16 protein-coding genes are annotated in these 18,176 nt (G+C 62.5%); 8 read left to right on the forward strand and 8 right to left on the reverse strand.

What is annotated here, in order from left to right; translation table 11 throughout:
- Window positions 1-117: 117 nt before the first annotated feature.
- The 6 genes from rbfA to PVE73_RS25125 all read left to right on the forward strand — a co-directional run bounded on the left by rbfA (window position 118) and on the right by PVE73_RS25125 (window position 7,252).
- Window positions 118-513: a 30S ribosome-binding factor RbfA gene (gene rbfA / locus PVE73_RS25100; protein WP_277364842.1), complete on the forward strand. Its 396-nt coding sequence runs from the start codon at window positions 118-120 to the stop codon at window positions 511-513.
- Between the two features lie 46 nt (window positions 514-559).
- Complete coding sequence (gene truB / locus PVE73_RS25105) at window positions 560-1,498, forward strand: tRNA pseudouridine(55) synthase TruB (protein ID WP_277364843.1); 939 nt, start codon at window positions 560-562, stop codon at window positions 1,496-1,498.
- 90 nt (window positions 1,499-1,588) lie between these two features.
- A complete protein-coding gene (locus tag PVE73_RS25110) occupies window positions 1,589-3,304 on the forward strand; it encodes an HWE histidine kinase domain-containing protein (RefSeq protein ID WP_277364844.1) in 1,716 nt (571 codons plus the stop codon).
- A gap of 142 nt (window positions 3,305-3,446) precedes the next feature.
- Window positions 3,447-3,716, forward strand: a complete 270-nt coding sequence (rpsO, locus tag PVE73_RS25115) for a 30S ribosomal protein S15 (protein ID WP_277364845.1) — start codon at window positions 3,447-3,449, stop codon at window positions 3,714-3,716.
- Window positions 3,717-3,983: 267 nt separating this feature from the next.
- Complete coding sequence (gene pnp, locus PVE73_RS25120; protein WP_277364846.1) at window positions 3,984-6,131, forward strand: polyribonucleotide nucleotidyltransferase; 2,148 nt, start codon at window positions 3,984-3,986, stop codon at window positions 6,129-6,131.
- A gap of 110 nt (window positions 6,132-6,241) precedes the next feature.
- On the forward strand, window positions 6,242-7,252 hold the full coding sequence (locus PVE73_RS25125; RefSeq protein ID WP_277364847.1) for a class I SAM-dependent methyltransferase: 1,011 nt from the start codon (window positions 6,242-6,244) through the stop codon (window positions 7,250-7,252).
- 9 nt (window positions 7,253-7,261) lie between these two features.
- On the opposite strand, the gene fabI is transcribed toward PVE73_RS25125, so the two are convergent.
- From fabI to fabA, 3 genes are read right to left on the reverse strand one after another with little or no spacing between them, the layout of a single operon-like run.
- Window positions 7,262-8,092, reverse strand: coding sequence for an enoyl-ACP reductase FabI (gene fabI, locus PVE73_RS25130; RefSeq protein WP_277364848.1), 831 nt, complete (start codon window positions 8,090-8,092; stop codon window positions 7,262-7,264).
- A 10-nt stretch (window positions 8,093-8,102) separates the two neighbouring features.
- The gene (gene fabB / locus PVE73_RS25135) at window positions 8,103-9,323 is read right to left on the reverse strand and encodes a beta-ketoacyl-ACP synthase I (protein WP_277364849.1); all 1,221 of its coding nucleotides are present in this window, start codon (window positions 9,321-9,323) and stop codon (window positions 8,103-8,105) included.
- A 48-nt stretch (window positions 9,324-9,371) separates the two neighbouring features.
- Window positions 9,372-9,884 carry a 3-hydroxyacyl-[acyl-carrier-protein] dehydratase FabA gene (gene fabA, locus PVE73_RS25140; protein WP_277364850.1) on the reverse strand — a complete coding sequence of 171 codons (513 nt, stop codon included), beginning with the start codon at window positions 9,882-9,884 and terminating at the stop codon, window positions 9,372-9,374.
- A 272-nt stretch (window positions 9,885-10,156) separates the two neighbouring features.
- On the opposite strand from fabA, the gene irrA reads away from it, so the two are divergent.
- Window positions 10,157-10,591: an iron response transcriptional regulator IrrA gene (gene irrA / locus PVE73_RS25145; RefSeq protein ID WP_277364851.1), complete on the forward strand. Its 435-nt coding sequence runs from the start codon at window positions 10,157-10,159 to the stop codon at window positions 10,589-10,591.
- Window positions 10,592-10,653: 62 nt separating this feature from the next.
- Here the strand turns inward: irrA and PVE73_RS25150 are convergent, their stop codons facing one another.
- Both PVE73_RS25150 and PVE73_RS25155 read right to left on the reverse strand, forming a co-directional pair.
- Window positions 10,654-10,827, reverse strand: a complete 174-nt coding sequence (locus PVE73_RS25150) for a hypothetical protein (protein WP_277364852.1) — start codon at window positions 10,825-10,827, stop codon at window positions 10,654-10,656.
- 310 nt (window positions 10,828-11,137) lie between these two features.
- The gene (locus PVE73_RS25155) at window positions 11,138-11,635 is read right to left on the reverse strand and encodes an SH3 domain-containing protein (protein WP_277367575.1); all 498 of its coding nucleotides are present in this window, start codon (window positions 11,633-11,635) and stop codon (window positions 11,138-11,140) included.
- 282 nt (window positions 11,636-11,917) lie between these two features.
- On the opposite strand from PVE73_RS25155, the gene PVE73_RS25160 reads away from it, so the two are divergent.
- Entirely contained in the window at window positions 11,918-12,919 is a 1,002-nt protein-coding gene (locus PVE73_RS25160; protein WP_277364853.1) for a D-glycerate dehydrogenase, read from the forward strand.
- Between the two features lie 26 nt (window positions 12,920-12,945).
- On the opposite strand, the gene polA is transcribed toward PVE73_RS25160, so the two are convergent.
- The 3 genes from polA to PVE73_RS25175 all read right to left on the reverse strand — a co-directional run bounded on the left by polA (window position 12,946) and on the right by PVE73_RS25175 (window position 18,096).
- Window positions 12,946-15,882 (reverse strand): DNA polymerase I, encoded by a 2,937-nt coding sequence (gene polA, locus PVE73_RS25165; RefSeq protein WP_277364854.1) that lies wholly within the window; start codon window positions 15,880-15,882, stop codon window positions 12,946-12,948.
- A 305-nt stretch (window positions 15,883-16,187) separates the two neighbouring features.
- Window positions 16,188-17,603: an NADP-dependent phosphogluconate dehydrogenase gene (gndA, locus tag PVE73_RS25170; protein WP_277364855.1), complete on the reverse strand. Its 1,416-nt coding sequence runs from the start codon at window positions 17,601-17,603 to the stop codon at window positions 16,188-16,190.
- Between the two features lie 61 nt (window positions 17,604-17,664).
- Window positions 17,665-18,096 (reverse strand): Fur family transcriptional regulator, encoded by a 432-nt coding sequence (locus PVE73_RS25175; protein WP_277364856.1) that lies wholly within the window; start codon window positions 18,094-18,096, stop codon window positions 17,665-17,667.
- Window positions 18,097-18,176: the final 80 nt, after the last annotated feature.

The raw sequence follows: 18,176 nt of genomic DNA on the forward strand, positions 1-18,176 counted from the left end.
CCGGCGGCTTCTGGCCGCCGGTCCCTCGCGCACTCCGCCCGGGTAACGGGCGCCAGCTAGAATCCAGGGCGGATGCCGTCCAGGCACCCGCCGGAAGCTTTTGACGATCGAATCGCCATGCCCAGTTCCGCTCCCTCCCAACGCCAGCTCCGCGTAGGCGAGCAGGCACGACACGCGCTTTCGGACGTTCTCCAGCGTGAGGACTTGCGCGATCCCGCGCTCGAAGGTGCCGTCGTCTCGGTCTCCGAGGTTCGCATGTCACCGGACCTCAAGATCGCTACGGCTTACATTTCTCCCCTCAGCGGCGACAAGGATGCGATTGTCGAGGCGCTCAACCGCAACGCACGCTACATCCGCGGTCGGGTGAGCCCGGCCCTGCGGCAGATGAAGTACATGCCGGAGTTCCGCTTCCGCCTCGACACCAGCTACGAGAACTTCGAGAAGATCGATCGTATTCTGCGTTCGCCCGAAGTGGCGCGCGACCTCGGGCATGACGAGGACAATGAAGAATGAGCAGGGCGTCACCGCCCCCGAACCATATGGACGACAGAGTGTACTGATGGCGCGTCGCGGAAAGAAGAAGGGCCGGCCCGTCTCCGGCTGGCTGGTGCTGGACAAGCCAGCGGGCCTCGGCTCCACGGAGGCCGTATCCAAGGTGAAGTGGCTTTTTGGTGCCCAGAAGGCCGGCCATGCCGGCACGCTCGACCCGCTCGCCTCCGGCATGCTGCCGATTGCGCTCGGCGAGGCCACCAAGACCGTGCCCTATGTCATGGAAGGAGCGAAGATCTACCGCTTCACCGTTGCCTGGGGGGAGGAGCGCTCAACCGACGATCTGGAAGGCCCAGTCACGAAATCGTCCGGCAAAGCACCGTCCGAAGGGGACATAAGGGCGCTGCTGCCGCGCTATACTGGCCTGATCATGCAGATGCCACCGCAGTTTTCGGCCGTCAAGATCGGCGGCGAGCGCGCCTATGATCTGGCGCGCGAGGGCGAAGTCGTTGAGATCGCCGCTCGCGAAGTGGAAATCGGGCGCCTCGACCTCGTCTCCATTCCCGAGAGCGGCAGGGCCGTGTTCGAGGTTGAATGCGGCAAGGGCACCTATGTGCGTTCGCTGGCGCGCGACCTGGGGCGCGATCTGGGCTGTTACGGGCATGTGGCCGACCTCCGCCGCACGGAGGTCTATCCATTCGGGCCCGCACAGCTGGTCCCCCTCAAGACCCTGGAAGATGCCGCCGCGGAGGCGGCTGACGAGGCCGAACGCTTCAAGGCTCTCGATGCGTTCCTTCTCGGCACGGAAATGGCCCTCGACGGTCTGCCCGAGGTGGCCCTCAGCGACGATGCGGCAAGCCGCATCCGGCTCGGCAATCCGGTGATCGTCCGGGGACGCGATGCGCCCGTCGAAGCGCCGGAGGCTTGGGCCAGTGCACGCGGACGGCTTATCGCGATCGGCATGGTGGAAGCCGGCATGTTCAAGCCGAAGCGGGTATTCGGCGCCTGAGCATTGACGACCTTCCCGGCTTCTGTTGCAACACTTGCCTGAGTTCCGCATTGAAACGAGAATGCGGGTTGGACTGGCAAGGTAGGCGACTTGGAGATCGGCGCTAATAGCCCTGACGAGAAGGATGGTTACGGACGGAGCTTGCGCAAGTGGCTGACCGGCCCGAAATCGATCGGCTTCTATCTTTTTCTGCTCATCCTCGTCACCATTGTGCCGGCGCTGGCGATTTCGGCCGTCCTGCTTCAGCGCAACGACGCGGCGCAACGCGAGGTGGTCGAGACGCTTGCCGAAGCCATGGCTGGCTCCATCGCAGAGGCTGTGGATCGCGAATTGAGCGGAATGGTGACGACGCTGCGTGTACTGTCCACCACACGTTCGCTCTCGGTAGGCAATCTGCAAGATTTCTACGAGCGGGCGAAGATGGCGCTTGCCGGCACCGGCTCCTATCTCATCGTGCTGGATGAGAGTATGCGGCAGCTGATGAACACGCGTGTGCCATACGGCACACCGCTCGGCCCGACCAGTGATCCAGCCTCCGCCAGACAAGCACTCGAGGCGCGTACGGCTGTCATCTCCGGAGTCTTCCTCGGCCAGGTATCGCAGAAGTGGGTCTTCAACGTGATTCTGCCCTTTCTGCCCGAGGATCAGCCGCCTCTCCTTCTGGTCCTCACGCGGGATGCTGAAAGCATGTCAGATGCGCTTTCGGAACAGATGCTGCGCGGCGGCTGGAATGCCTCCCTCATTGATCGCGACGGTACCGTGATCTCATCCTCCTTCATGTCTTCCACGGTGGGGAAGCCGTTCTTCCTCAATATCGGCGCCGGCACGTCGTCACAGGTGGCCCGCCTTTCGGAAAGCGTTGATTCCCAATCCTATGTGGCGATCGTGGACGAGTCGGCCTATAGCGGCTGGAAAGTGGTCGTTTGGGCCCCGACCGCCACGGTGGAGGAGCCGACGCGACGCGCCCTGCGCTCCCTCTTCGCTGGAAGCCTGATCACCATAACGATCGGCACGCTAGCCGCATGGCTGCTCGGCAGGCAGATCGCGGGGCCCGTGCGCCGTCTCGCCTATGACGCAAGAAGACTCGGCGCTGGACAGACGGTAGACGCCATGCGCTACCCGATTGCGGAGGTGACCACCGTCTCTTCCGCACTATCGGAAGCGGCAGCAGATCGAAAGACCGCGGAGAACGATATTCGGCTGCTCATGCGCGAGGTGGCACACCGCGCCAAGAATCAGCTCACCGTCGTCTCCTCGATGGCCAAGCAGACGGCACGCAGCTCGCGATCGCTGCCTGCCTTCCTGGATTCCTTCCAGAAGCGTCTCTATGGCCTGGCACGCTCGACCGACCTGCTGATCGCCGGCGGCGCCACCGGCGTTGAACTTCGCGAGCTGCTCATGGCGCAGATCGAACCCTTCCGTCCGGAAGATTTGAAGCGGCTGGGGGTTTCCGGGCCTCCCTTTCGTCTGTCGAACCAGGCCGCGCAGACGATCGGGCTTGCCATCCACGAACTCGCGACCAATGCAGCCAAATATGGCGCCTTCGCCACGCGAACCGGACGGCTCTCCGTCAGCTGGGCGGTCGAGGGGGACCTGCTGGTGCTCAACTGGCGTGAACATCTCACGCTTCTGCGGCGCCGCCCGGTGAGGCGCGGCTTCGGCACTGAGATCATCGAACGCATGCTGGGTGGGACGCTTGACGCGGAAATTTCGAGAACCTTCCACCGGGACGGGCTTGAATGCATCTTCCGCATCCCGCTAAAGCGGCTCGTGCCGGAACGCATACATACCGCCGCTCAGGGGTGATTGCCTTTTGGCTGGCAATTTACCGCATTATGCCCTATATGCGCCGCATCATAGCGTGTTTGACGCCATGTGACCGGCCCTTGCTGGACGACATCCCGGCTGTGGGCGACCAACTCCTCTATACCGAGAGAAAGGATGTTCGATGTCGATTACTGCCGAGCGCAAGCAGGAGCTTCTGGAGGAATTTGCCACTGTCAAGGGCGACACCGGTTCGCCTGAGGTCCAGGTGGCGCTCCTGACCGAGCGTATCAAGAACCTGACCGAGCATTTCAAAGACCACCACAAGGACAACCATTCCCGTCGGGGTCTGCTCAAGCTCGTCTCGCAGCGCCGCCGTCTGCTCGACTACGTCAAGCGGAAGGACGAAAGCCGCTACCAGACGTTGATCGAAAGGCTCGGGCTACGTCGCTAGTTCTGGCTGGCGGGTCCTCTCCGCAGGATCCGCCTCCAGCATGCCGGCACCCGCCGGAACACGGGTGCCATGGCTTCCCGGACACGACGTCCTGGTCGCCGCCGACGGACAGGTCATGGGGCAGGATTGCAGGATGCTTGCGGGCCGTTTCAAGCGGCTGCAGACCCAAGCTTCCCGTTGTCTTGCCCGTGGCTCGTCCTGAACAAGGAAGAAGGATGAAGGCGGATGCATGAACGCGTCCGGCCCTTCGAGAATCAAGGACAAGACATGTTCAAGCAACACAAAGTGGAAATCGAATGGGGTGGGCGTCCGCTCATCCTCGAGACGGGCAAGATCGCTCGTCAGGCCGACGGCGCCGTCCTTGCCACCTATGGAGAGACGGTCGTGCTCGCCACGGTCGTCTCCGCGAAGGAGCCGAAGCCGGGCCTCGACTTCTTCCCGCTCACCGTCAACTACCAGGAAAAGACGTTCGCCGCTGGCAAGATCCCGGGCGGCTATTTCAAGCGTGAAGGCCGCCCGAGCGAGAAGGAGACGCTGGTCTCCCGCCTCATCGACCGGCCCATCCGCCCGCTTTTCGTCGACGGCTACAAAAACGACACGCAGGTGGTCCTCACGGTACTTCAGCATGACCTGGAGAACGATCCGGACGTGGTAGCCATGGTCGCCGCCTCCGCCGCGCTCACCCTTTCCGGCGTGCCATTCATGGGCCCGATCGGTGCGGCGCGCGTGGGCTATATCGGCGGCGAGTACGTGCTCAATCCGCATGTCGACGAGATGGAGGAGACGAAGCTCGACCTCGTTGTCGCCGGCACCCAGGACGCGGTCCTGATGGTCGAATCGGAAGCCCAGCAGCTTCCGGAGGACGTCATGCTTGGCGCCGTGATGTTCGGGCACAAGAACTTCCAGCCCGTCATCGACGCGATCATCAAGCTCGCGGAAGTCGCCGCGAAGGAGCCGCGTGCGTTCCTTCCCGAGGATCTTTCCGCGCTTGAGGCCGAGATGCTGAAGGTGGTCGAGAGCGACCTGCGCGAGGCTTACAAGATCACCAACAAGCAAGAGCGCTATGGTGCGGTGGACGCCGCAAAGGCCAAGGTGAAGGAGACGTTCCTTCCCGAGGGTGCGGAAGAGTACAAGTGGGCGCCCGAACAGGTCGCCACGGTGTTCAAGGCGCTTCAGGCCAAGATCGTGCGTTGGAACATCCTCGACACCGGCAGCCGCATCGACGGTCGCGACCTGAAGACCGTCCGCCCGATCGCGGCGGAAGTGGGCGTTTTTCCGCGCACGCATGGCTCGGCCCTGTTTACCCGCGGCGAGACGCAGGCGATGGTGGTTGCCACGCTGGGCACCGGTGAGGACGAGCAGTATATCGACTCGCTTACCGGCACCTATAAAGAAGCGTTCATGCTGCACTACAATTTCCCGCCCTATTCGGTGGGCGAGACAGGCCGTATGGGCTCTCCCGGAAGACGCGAGATCGGCCATGGCAAGCTCGCCTGGCGAGCGGTTCATCCCCTGCTGCCCACGCCGGACCAGTTCCCCTACACAATCCGTGTGGTCTCCGAGATCACCGAATCGAACGGCTCCTCGTCCATGGCCACCGTCTGTGGCACTTCGCTGGCGCTGATGGACGCGGGCGTGCCGCTCGCCAAGCCGGTGGCCGGCATCGCGATGGGCCTCATCAAGGAAGATGACCGATTTGCCGTGCTGTCCGATATCCTCGGCGACGAGGATCATCTCGGCGACATGGACTTCAAGGTCGCCGGCACGGCCGATGGCATCACCTCACTCCAGATGGACATCAAGATCACCGGCATCACCGAAGAGATCATGAAGGTCGCCCTTGACCAGGCTAAGGGCGGTCGTCTCCATATTCTGGATGAAATGGCCCAGGCCATCTCCGAAGGACGCTCAGAGCTCGGCGAGTTCGCCCCCCGCATCGAGGTGATGCAGATCCCGACCGACAAGATCCGCGACGTGATCGGCACCGGCGGCAAGGTGATCCGCGAGATCGTGGAAAAGACCGGCGCGAAGATCAACATCGATGATGATGGCACGGTGAAGATCGCCTCCTCGAGTGCGAAGGAGATCGAGGCGGCCCGCAAGTGGATCCATTCCATCACGGCAGAGCCCGAGGTGGGCGAGATCTACGAGGGCACGGTCGTCAAGACCGCCGATTTCGGCGCCTTCGTGAACTTCTTCGGGCCGCGCGATGGCTTAGTCCACATCTCCCAGCTCGCGCCGGAACGCGTGCAGAAGACTACGGATGTCGTCAAGGAAGGCGACAAGGTCTTCGTCAAGCTTATGGGCTTCGACGAGCGCGGCAAGGTCCGCCTCTCCATGAAGGTTGTCGACCAGACGACCGGCAAGGAAATCGCGCGCGAAAAGAAGGAAGAGACCGAAGAGGTCGAGAACTGAGTTCTTCGACCTGATGTTTGCAACGGGCGCGGCAATTGCCGCGCCCGTTTTGCTTTCCAGCCTGTCTCCGTTAACCGGTGGCTCCGCCAACCGACCCTCAAGATCGATCTATGAACGAGGCTTTACCCACACTCCTCTTCCCCTTCGAGCGCGGCATCCTTGAGTTGCCGGGCAACGGCGAGCGGGCGCTTTTCTTCGGCGGTTCCGCGGGCTTTCCCCCGCCTGAGGGTTTCACCGCTACGCTCCATATGGTCCAGGATTTTCGCCCGGATTTCCTGGCGCTGCAGAGGGCCGGCTACTCTGTCACGCCGCAGGTGGAAGGCGAGGCCTACGACGCGGCGTTGCTGCTCCTCGGTCGTCATCGCCGGGAAAACGAGGTGCGGCTGGCCGCAGCTCTCGAGCGAGTCCGCCCTGCCGGACTCATCCTTGCCGCCGGTGCAAAACAGGACGGTGCGTCGAGTTTCCGCAACCGGATCGCCGAGTCCTTGCCGCTCGAAGGTCACCTATCCAAATACCACGGCGTTGTCTTCTGGCTTCGCCGCCCTCCGGCCCTCGAAGAGGGCACCCTCGCAATCCTCACGGCTCCGGCAGAGGCAACGGTGGACGGATATCAGACTGCGGCCGGCGGCTTTTCCGAGGGAGCGGTCGACGCGGGCTCTCGGCTGCTGGCCGACAGCCTGCCGCCGGACATTTCAGGGGACATAGCGGACTTCGCCGCCGGTTGGGGGTACCTGTCGCTCCGCGTGGCCGAATGCTTTCCCGTCTCGTCACTCGATCTCTACGAAGCGCATTTCCCATCGCTCGAGATGGCGAGACGGAATCTCGCTTCCCATGCACCGGGCGCGAACTGCCGCTTCTTCTGGCACGATCTCCTCGGGGAGTCGGTTGCGCACCGCTACGACGTGATCGTCATGAATCCGCCGTTCCACCGCAGCCGGGCCGCGGAGCCGGATATGGGTCGAGGCATGATCGAGGCGGCGGCGGCGCTCAAGCCCGGAGGGCGGCTGTTTCTCGTCGCCAATCGCGGCCTGCCCTATGAAGAAGAGATGCAGCGGCTGTTCACACAGCACGGCGAGATTTGCCGCGACGAGACCTACAAGGTGCTGTGCGGGACGAAATAGAGCCCGTTTCTATTTCGCCGCCTCCATCCTCTCCGCCGCCTCACCCGAACGTTTCAGCTCGTCCAGAACGGGCATGGAGACGATGTTGTAACCCGAGTCCACATAATGAATTTCACCGGTCACACCCGAGGAAAGGTCCGATAGGAGATAGAGCGCCGAACCGCCAATCTCATCGATGGTGACGGTGCGCCGCAGCGGCGAGTTGCGGCTCTGGTAAGTGAACATATGACGCGCATCCGAAATGCCGGCGCCCGCCAGCGTACGCACGGGACCTGCTGAAATCGCGTTCACGCGGACGCCACGTGGGCCGTAGTCGTTGGCGAGATAGCGGACACTGGCCTCCAGCCCCGCCTTGGCCACCCCCATCACATTGTAATTGGGCATCACGCGCATCGAGCCGGCATAGGTCAGCGTGAGCAGGCTGCCGCCCTTCTCCATCATCGCCGCCGCCTTGCGCGCAACTTCGGTGAAGGAGTAGCAGGAGATCACCATGGTACGTATGAAGTTCTCCTTCGTGGTATTCGCGTAAAGGCCCTTGAGCTCGTTGCGATCGGAAAAGCCTATGGCGTGAACGAGGAAATCGAGCGAGTCCCACTCGCCGGCAAGGGTCTCGAAGACGCTGTCGATAGAGGCGCTGTCCTCCACATCGCAGGGCAGGAGCAGCTTGGCGCCCACCTGGTCCGCGAGCGGCTTCACGCGGCGCCCGAAGGAATCGCCCTGATAGGTGAAGGCGAGCTCCGCCCCCTGCCCGGCAAGGCGTTTTGCGATCCCCCAGGCGATCGAATGGTCGTTCGCCACGCCCATCACGATACCGCGCTTGCCTTTCATCAGAGATTCCATGGAGCGTTCCTCAATCTGCATAACGCTGGAAGACAAGCGTCGCGTTTGTGCCGCCGAAACCAAAGGAATTCGACAGCACTGTATCTATCTTCGCCCCATCGATGCGTTTCCGCACGATCGGCACACCCTCGAATTCAGGATCCAGTTCCTCGATATGGGCGCTTTCGCCTATGAAGTCCCCTTGCATCATCAGGAGGGAATAGATCGATTCCTGCACGCCCGCGGCACCTAGCGAGTGACCGGTCAGCGATTTGGTGGAAGCGATATGGGGTATTTCCTTGCCGAACACCTCGCGGATTGCGCTGACCTCGCGCGAGTCCCCCACCTCGGTGGCCGTGCCGTGAGTGTTGATATAGTCGACCTTCCCCTTCACGGTGGAGAGAGCCTGCCGCATGCACCGCGTGGCGCCCTCGCCGGAGGGCGCCACCATATCGTAGCCATCGGACGTAGCGCCATACCCCACGAGCTCGCCATAGATCTTGGCGCCGCGGGCCTTCGCGTGCTCGAGTTCCTCCAGCACCAGAACACCCGCACCGCCAGCGATCACAAAACCGTCCCGCCGCACGTCATAAGCGCGCGAGGCCACGGCCGGCGACTCGTTGAACTTGGATGACATGGCGCCCATGGCATCGAACAGGTTCGACATGGTCCAGTCGAGATCCTCGTGCCCGCCGGCGAAGACCATGTCCTGCTTGCCCCACTGGATCAACTCCGCTGCATTGCCGATACAATGTGCCGAGGTCGAGCAGGCGGACGTGATCGTGTAATTCACGCCGTGGATCTTGAACCAGGTCGCGAGCGTGGCCGACGCGGTGGACGACATCGCCTTCGGCACTGCGAAGGGGCCGATGCGCTTGGGACTGCCCTTCTCCCGCGTGGTGTCGGCGGCTTCCACGATCACGCGCGTGGACGGCCCGCCCGACCCCATGATGATGCCGGTGCGCTCGTTGGTGATGTCCTGCTCCTGGAGGCCAGCATCGGCGATCGCCTGCTCCATCGCCACGTGGTTCCAGGCACCGCCTTTAGAGAGAAAGCGCAGGGCGCGGCGGTCGACGAGATCCGTGGGGTCGAGCGTCGGCGCACCCCAGACCTGACAGCGGAAGCCGTGCTCGGCGAATTCCGGCGAAAAGCTGATACCCGACTTCGCCTCTCTCAGCGAAGACGTCACTTCCTCGGCATTGTTGCCGATCGAGGATACAATGCCGAGGCCGGTGACTACGACGCGTCTCATATTGCTCTCCCTGGGGCTTAGAGGGCGGTGTTTCGGTATGCGACCGGCCTAGGCTTCGTGCTTGAAGAGGCCGACACGCAGGTCGGTGGCCCTGTATATGGTTTCCCCGTCGGCCTTCAACCAGCCATCGCCGATGCCCAGCACAAGACGGCCGCGCATGACGCGCTTCAGATCGACACCATACTCGACTTTCTTGACGCTCGGTGTGACCATGCCGCTGAACTTCACTTCACCGGTGGAAATGGCACGACCCTTGCCCAGTTCACCGAGCCAGCCAAGGAAAAAGCCGGTCATCTGCCAGAGCGCATCGAGGCCGAGGCAACCGGGCATTACCGGATCGCCTATGAAATGGCAGGGGAAGAACCAAAGATCGGGCTTGATGTCGAGCTCGGCGCGGATGAGCCCCTTTCCGAACGCGCCTCCCTCCTCGCTCACCTGCGTGATGCGGTCGAACATCAGCATCGGGGGTGCCGGAAGCTGCGCATTGCCTGGGCCGAAGAGCTCGCCACGGGCGCAGGCCAGAAGTTCTTCGTAATCGTAGCTGGATTTCGTCTGCGCCATGTATTCCCGTTCTCGTTCGCGGCCGGAGGTCTCCCGGCCCGCTTCTCACCATGACCGCGCCGCCGCGATGCGGCACCGCATTTTCGGGGACTCTCCCTATCACAGCTTGTTTCCCGTGGGAAACAGCCCGCAACGATTATCCCGGTCTGCGTTAAAGGGTCCTCGCGAACGTTTCGCTGCTATTGATCGGAGGAACCCGCCGGAATATATGTGAGGCAGTGTGTGCGGTTTATGCCGCCCTTTTCGAACCGCGAGCGACAGGAAAGGTTTCCTTGACCGCTGCAAGTGCCGAGATTCAACCTTTCGTGCTGGAATGCCGTGTGCGCGCGGCCGGGCTGCGCCCGACGCGCCAGCGCGTGGCATTGGCGGAACTGCTCTTCGCGGCAGGTGACCGCCACGTTTCGGCGGAAGAACTGCACGAGGAGGCGTTGAGCGCGGGCGTGCGCGTCTCGCTTGCCACCGTCTACAATACGCTGCACCAGTTCACCGAAGCGGGCATGCTGCGGATTCTTCCGGTCGAGGGGTCGAAAACCTATTTCGACACCAACACTTCCGACCATCACCACTTCTTCCTCGAGGGGGAAAACCGGCTGGTGGACATCCCCGAAGGTCCGGTAACCGTCTCCAACCTGCCCGCGCCGCCCGACAACATGGAGATCGCCCATGTCGACATCCTCGTGCGGCTGCGCCCGAAGGTCAACCGGTAGCGCTGATCAGGCTTTCTGAGAAGAGCCGGTCGCTTACTCGACCGGCTCCTCGCCATCACGCCTTACAGGCCCTTCATCAGATTGCCGAGTGCCAGCACTACGAATCCCACGAAAAGAATCCAGTAGCTGTAGGCGCCGATTCCGCCAAGCGTGATGCCGATCACCGGCAACAACGAAACGACGGCCAGAACCAGAGCAATGAGAAAGACCACGGTGGTCGGTGCACTGAGCTGCATTTTTCCCTCTCCTACCCTGCCCCCTTTTGGGCAGGTATGCTTTCTTAGCGCAAGCCCTGCAACTGCAAAACAAAATGTATCGCGGAGAGCAGGAAACCACCTCTCTGGACGTTCAATGAAGATATCCAGGCGAAGGATTGTTGAATTTATCGTATTTTTCTAAAATAGAACGCTCGGTATCCGTTCGAATTTCATCGAATCACCTGTCCTGCAGATAGATCGCTTCGGCAACGAGCCGTCGAATGTCTCTTCGATACAGGCTAGCTCACCAATGACGCCGGCATTGGGGGGCATGCTGGAAGCTGATATGCTATTCTTGCACCGTTTCACCGGGATAAACGCCCCAGATGGCTTCCTGGCTGATCCAGCCCTCATGGCCAGCGAAATTCATGCGGCACCAGGTGCCGTTACACGCGGCCACTTCGCCTACCACGCCGGGCTCCACTTCGGCAATCACGGCCGAGTCTTCCTTCGGTTCCGTCATGAGAGGCAGGGCGGCTCTCTCCTTTCCCTTGAACCAGGGCGCCACGACCGCCGTCCGCCGGCCTGAAAGCAACGCCTGGTTAATCCAGCCTTCGGCACCATCGGCATCGCGCACGCGCCGCCAATTATCGTATTCCTGGATGATCTCGACCGGCAGGCCGGGCTTCAGGTAGAGCCAAGCCACGGCGTATTGCGTTCCCGGCCCCACACGCATGTTCACTCGGCCGGATTTGAGGCTGACGAAACGTGGTAGCGGCAATCCGCTCGGCCCCCGCTTCAGGGCCTCGGCAGCCGCCCTCTCCTGATCTTGAGCATAGGCGGGCATTGCGGCCGCAAGCACGGCAATGATCGAAAGGGCCAGCAAGCCTCGGCTTTTCGTGAATAGTGGCATCTTTACCCCTCGTCCCGAGCTTTCCAGAGGGGAGCGACCAGCTCTCGACTCCATCACCTTCACTCGGGACCCATGCAGCGCATTTCGGTCTTTTTCTTTGTCTTCCTTGCGCCTGCTTGTTAGACATCGGGCTGAGGCATCGAAGCAGGGCGGCACCTTGCAGTATCGCTCGGTCTTGGTTAACGGGGCCTCAACGCGGGGAGGCAGGAAGACAGAATGGCCGGGCGTAAAAAACCTCACGTCGTCATCACCCGAAAACTGCCGGACCAGGTCGAAACGCGCATGCGGGAGCTCTTCGACGCGCGGCTCAACATTGACGACCGTCCATTGACGCAGCCCGAATTGGTGGCGGCGGTGAAGGAGGCGGACGTGCTTGTCCCCACCATCACAGACCGCATAGATTCGGCCCTTCTCGCCCAAGCGGGCGAGAATCTGAAGCTGATCGCCAATTACGGCAACGGCGTCGAGCACATCGATGTGACGGTCGCGGCCGAGCGGGGCGTCACCGTCACCAACACGCCCAACGTGCTCAACGAAGACACGGCCGACATGACCATGGCGTTGATGCTCGCCGTGCCCCGGCGGCTGGTGGAAGGCGCAGAGATCCTGAAGCAGGATGGCAAATGGGCCGGCTGGTCGCCCACCTGGATGCTCGGCCGGCGCATCTGGGGCAAGCGGCTCGGCATTGTCGGCATGGGACGGATCGGCACGGCCGTCGCGCGTCGCGCGAAGGCTTTCGGTCTCTCGATCCACTACCACAACCGCCATCGCGTGGCACCGATGATCGAGGACGAGCTTGAAGCCACCTATTGGGACAGTCTGGACCAGATGCTGGCCCGGATGGACATCATCTCGGTGAACTGCCCGTCGACGCCGGCAACCTTCCATCTGCTTTCGGCGCGGCGGCTCGCGCTCATGCAGCCCTCGGCCTATATCGTCAACACGGCGCGTGGCGACATCGTCGACGAGGACGCGCTGATCCGCATGATCGAGGAAGGCAGGCTCGCGGGCGCGGGACTCGACGTCTTCGCGCATGAGCCTGCCGTCAACAGGAAGCTGGTCAAGCTCACCGAGATCGGCAAGGTGGTGATCCTCCCCCACATGGGCTCGGCCACCATTGAGGGCCGGATCGACATGGGCGAGAAGGTGATCATCAATATCCGCACCTTCTTCGACGGCCACCGCCCGCCTGACCGCGTGCTGCCGCGGAAGGCATAGAGGAGGCGTTCGCCTCCAGATCAAGCTCAGTGCGCCTCTTCCCAATTGTCGGCGGCGCGGGCATCCACTTTCAACGGGACGGAAAGCGAGCGGGCGGGCCAGGCGGCGCCCTCCATCACCGTGCGAATGACCGGGATTGCGCGCTCCACCGCATCCTCAGGCGCCTCGAACACCAGCTCATCATGAACCTGAAGGAGCATCTGCACGTCGCCGAGGCCGGAATCCCCGAGCGCGGAATCCATGCGCATCATGGCACGGCGGATGACATCCGCGGCAGATCCTTGTATCGGCGCATTGATGGAAGCGCGCTCGTTGAACGCGCGGACGGAGGGGTTTGACGAGCGTATCTCCGGATAATGTGCGCGGCGCCCGAATATGGTTTCGACATATCCCTTCTCGCGGCAGAACGCCTTGGTACGTTCCATATAGTCACGGATTCCGGGGAAGCGTTCGAAATAGCGCTTGATATAGGCACCGGCCTCCTCGCGCGGGATGCCGAGCTGGTTGGCGAGGCCGAAGGCCGATATGCCATAGATGATGCCGAAATTGATGGCCTTGGCGCGCCGGCGTACTTCCGCCGGCATGCCATCCACGGGCACGCCGAACATCTCGGAAGCCGTCAGGGCATGAATGTCTACGCCTTCGGCGAAAGCCTTCTTCAGCTCCGGGATGTCGGCCACATGTGCAAGTACGCGTAGCTCGATCTGGCTGTAGTCGGCGGAGATCAGCTTGTGCCCGGGTGCGGCGATGAAAGCGGTGCGGATCTTCCGCCCCTCCGGCGTGCGAACGGGAATGTTCTGCAGGTTGGGCTCGGATGAGGAGAGCCGCCCCGTTGTCGTTGAGGCGAGCGAATAAGACGTGTGCACCCGCCCGGTATCCGGATGCACGTAACCCGGCAGCGCGTCCGTGTAGGTGGATTTCAGCTTGGTGACCTGCCGCCAGTCGACGATCCTGCGCGGCAATTCGTGGCCGGCCGCCGCCAGTTCCTCCAGCACCTGGGCGGAGGTGGACCATTGGCCGGACTTGGTCTTGGCCCCGCCCGGCAGGCCCATGCGGCCGAACAGAATGTCACCAAGCTGCTTGGGCGAGCCGATGGTGAAGCGGCCCCCCGCAAGCGCATAGATCTCCTCCTCCATGGACGCTGCAGTCTGCGCAAAGTCGCCGGACATACGGGAGAGGATCTGCCGGTCGACGGTGATGCCGCGATGCTCCATGCGGCAGATGACCGAGATCATCGGCCGCTCCAGCCTCTCATAGACGGAGACCAGCCCCTTGGCTACGAGTTGCGGCTTCAGGACCTTCCAGAGGCGCAGTGTGACGTCGGCGTCCTCACTTGCATAGACGGTCGCCCGTTCCAGATCGACCATATCGAAGGTCACCTTAGAGCGCCCCGATCCCGTTACTTCCTTATAGGAAACCGGCGTGTGGCCAAGCCAGCGCTCGGCGAGGGCATCCATGCCATGCGCCTGCGTGCCCGCTTCCAGCACATAGGAGATCAGCATCGTGTCATCGTACGGTGCGATCTCGATCCCGTGCCGATAGAGCAGCAGCCAGTCATATTTCAAATTCTGGCCGATCTTCAGCACCGAGGGATCCTGAAGCAGCGGCCGAAGCACGGCGAGCGCCGCTTCGATCCCGATCTGCCCGTCGACCATGCCGCCACCAAGAAGGTCCTCGGAACCGTTCTTGTGCGAAAACGGCACATAGGCCGCGCGGCCAGGCGCGGTGGCGAGCGCGATGCCGCAAAGCTCGGCCTGCATGGGGTCTAATGAGCTGGTCTCGGTATCGAATGCGAGAATGCCCGCTTCCCGGGACTCCGCAACCCAGTGGTTCAGCGTTTCGATGTCACGGATGCAGACATATTTCGAATGGTCGAAAGCCTCGTGCGATGCGGCCTCGGCCAGCTTGCGCGCGAGCTTTTCCGGCGTCGCCAAGCCATCCTCGCGATCGGGCGCGACTTCGCCTTCCGCGCCCGGTTCATCAGTGCCGGATGCCGGCACGGTGAGGTCCGGCCCATGGGCCGTGGCGCCCTTCTGCACGTCCACATAGGCCGGCTCGATCGCCGAAGCATCCGCGCCCGTGGCCTCAGCCACCCGGCGGGTGAGCGAGGAGAACTCCATCGCCTTCAGGAAGCCGATCAGCTTCGGCCCGTCCGGCGGGTTCAGCGCCAGCGCGTCCAGCCCAAGATCCACCGCCACGTCATTCTTCAACCGCACGAGTTCGCGCGAGATCCGGGCATTTTCGGCATGCGCGATCAGGTTCTCACGGCGCTTCTGCTGCTTGATCTCATGGGCGCGCGCAAGCAGCGAGTCGAGATCGCCATATTCTTCGAGAAGCTGGGCGGCCGTTTTCGGCCCTATGCCCGGCACGCCCGGCACATTGTCGATCGTGTCGCCGGTCAGCGCCTGGAGGTCGATCATCTTTTCCGGCGGCACGCCCCATTTGTCGATCACTTCGGGAACCTTGATCTCCCGGTCTTTCATGGGGTCGTACATGGAGACCGTGGGGCCGACGAGTTGCATCAGATCCTTATCCGAGGAGATGATCGTCGTATCGCCGTTCGCCTCGCAAGCCAGACGTGCGTAGGTGGCGATCAGGTCGTCGGCTTCATAGCCTTCCATCTCGATGCAGGGCAGGTCAAAGGCGCGGGTGGCCTCGCGAATCAATCCGAATTGAGGAATGAGATCCTCCGGCGGTTCCGTGCGGTTGGCCTTGTATTCGGGATAGAGCTCGTTGCGAAAGGTCTTAGAGGAGTAATCGAAGATGACCGCGAAATGGGTGGGCGTCACGCCCACCTCCGTGTCCCGGGCATCACGCAAAAGCTTCCATAACATATTGCAGAAGCCCGACACCGCACCGACCGGCAGTCCATCGGACTTCCTAGTGAGTGGGGGAAGGGCATGATAGGCCCGGAAGATATAGCCCGAGCCGTCGACAAGGAAGAGATGGTCGCCTTTTTTCATGGGCAAACGGGTAGCGCGGGCTATTCTCTCTGTCCATCACAAAGGCGTGAGACCGCCGCATCTACCGCCAAATCCTGGCAGACGCTCGCGAAATATTAACAATGTGTAATCTTGCGGCCCTTGAATAGCCATTTTGGCGAACAACATAAAGGGCATCGGCAATATTCCGCCGAAGTCCGGCAAAGGCTCGTCCCCCGCCGAACCGGACAAAAAAGCGGCAGCCTATCCCCCTCTCCGGGCTGCCGCCCATAATATAAGGCCGCCGTGGTTCCCCTCCACCACGGCGGCACTTTTTTGCCTGCAGGTCAGGACCCATGCCAAGCGCCGTGATGGCTGCCATCGCGGTCCACTCTTTCGAACCCGTGCGCACCGAAGAAATCGCGCTGCGCCTGGATGAGATTGGCGGTTCCGCGCGCACGGCGGAAGGTGTCGAAATGGGCAAGCGCCGCCGAGAGCGAGGGCACGGGCAGCTCGGATTCCGCGCTCTGCGCAACCACTTGTCGTAGGTGGGGGTGGGCTTCCTCGATGAACGCCGAGAAGGCCGGCGTCGCGAGCAGATTCTCCGTCTCCGGCGCACCGTCGAAGGCTTCGGCGATCTCGCCCAGGAATTGCGAACGGATGATGCAGCCCGCCCGCCAGATACGTGCGACCGTGCCGAGCGGCAGGTTCCAGCCGAACTCGCGCGAAGCAGTTGCCATGACCGAGAAGCCCTGCGCATAGGCCACGATCTTGCCTGCGAAGAGCGCCGCCTCAAGGCTCGCGAGCTTCTCCTCGCTCGGTGCGCCGGCGGAAGGCGCCGGCACGCCGAAGCGCTTCTGCGCCGCTTCGCGCTCGTTCTTCATCGCCGACAGGCTGCGGGCGGCCACTGCCGCCTCGATGGCGGTGGCCGGGATGCCCAGCGACTGCGCCTCGATCGCCGACCAGCGGCCCGTGCCTTTCTGTCCGGCGCGGTCCAGAATCATATCCACGATCGGATTTCCCGTTTCCGGGTCGACCGCCTCCAGCACCCTTGCGGTGATCTCGATCAGGTAGGAGTTGAGCCTGCCCTCGTTCCAGCGGGCGAAGATCGGGGAGATCTCGCGGGCGGCAAGCCCATGCCCGTCGCGCAGGATGCCGTAAATCTCGGCGATCATCTGCATGTCGGCATATTCGATGCCATTGTGGATGGTCTTCACGAAATGGCCCGCACCATCCGGCCCGAGCCACGCCTGGCAGGCCTGACCCTGATAGCGCGCAGCAATCGCATCGAGAACCTTCTCGATGCGCCGATAGGAGTCTTCTGGGCCGCCGACCATGATGGACGGACCATGTCGCGCGCCCTCTTCGCCACCCGACACCCCCATGCCGATGAAATGCGGGCCCGTCGTGGCAAGCGCCGCCATGCGCCGGCGCGTATCGCGGAAATTGGCGTTGCCGGCATCGATGATGATGTCGTCGCGCGCAAGCAGCGGATCGAGGGCTGTAATCTGTTCGTCCACGGCGGAGCCGGCCGGCACCATCAGGATGATCGGCCGCGGTGGCTCGATCGCTCCCACCAGCGCCTCGAGGCTTTCGCAAGGCATGATGTTGTCGGCGAGCGGGCCTGCCTCCTCCGCGAATTCATGCGTGCGCGCCGTCGTGCGGTTGAACACGGCGATGCGAAAGCCCTTCTCTGCAATGTTAAGGGCGAGATTGGCCCCCATCGTTCCAAGGCCGATCAGGCCGATATCTGCTTTTTTCATGAATGAAGACCCACCTTCATGCGCGCGGGCGCGCGCAGTTCCTCGTCACTATGGCACCGTCTCAGCGGCGGCGCCGCTTCCTGCCATATAGTTCCAACCTGTGGTGAACAATGTCGTAGCCGAGCGAGCGGGCGATCTCGTCCTGCAGCGCCTCGATCTTAGTGGAATGAAACTCGATCACGTCGCCGGTGTCGATATCGATCAGATGGTCATGGTGCTCGCTGCTCGCCTGTTCGAACCGCGCGCGCCCCCCCTCGAAGGCATGACGATGAATCGTCCCCAATTCCTCAAGCAGCTTCATTGTGCGGTAGACGGTGGAGAGAGAGATGCTGGGATCGACCTCGGAGGCGCGATTGAAGATCTCCATCGCATCCGGATGATCTTCCGTCTGCGAGAGGATGCGCAATATCACCTGCCGCGGCCGTGTGATTCTGACGCCGGCACGGCGCAGCTCCTCCTCGTATTTCGCCTTGTTCGGCGCTGCTTCGTTCATGGCATGACTATGCTTCAAATCGGCCTTTGTTGCAAAGTCCGGGCCGGCTCCTTAACACCGCCGGAGGCGGCAGCCAAACC

The sequence above is a fragment of the Chelativorans sp. AA-79 genome (assembly GCF_029457495.1).
In the GTDB taxonomy this organism is placed as follows: domain Bacteria; phylum Pseudomonadota; class Alphaproteobacteria; order Rhizobiales; family Rhizobiaceae; genus Chelativorans.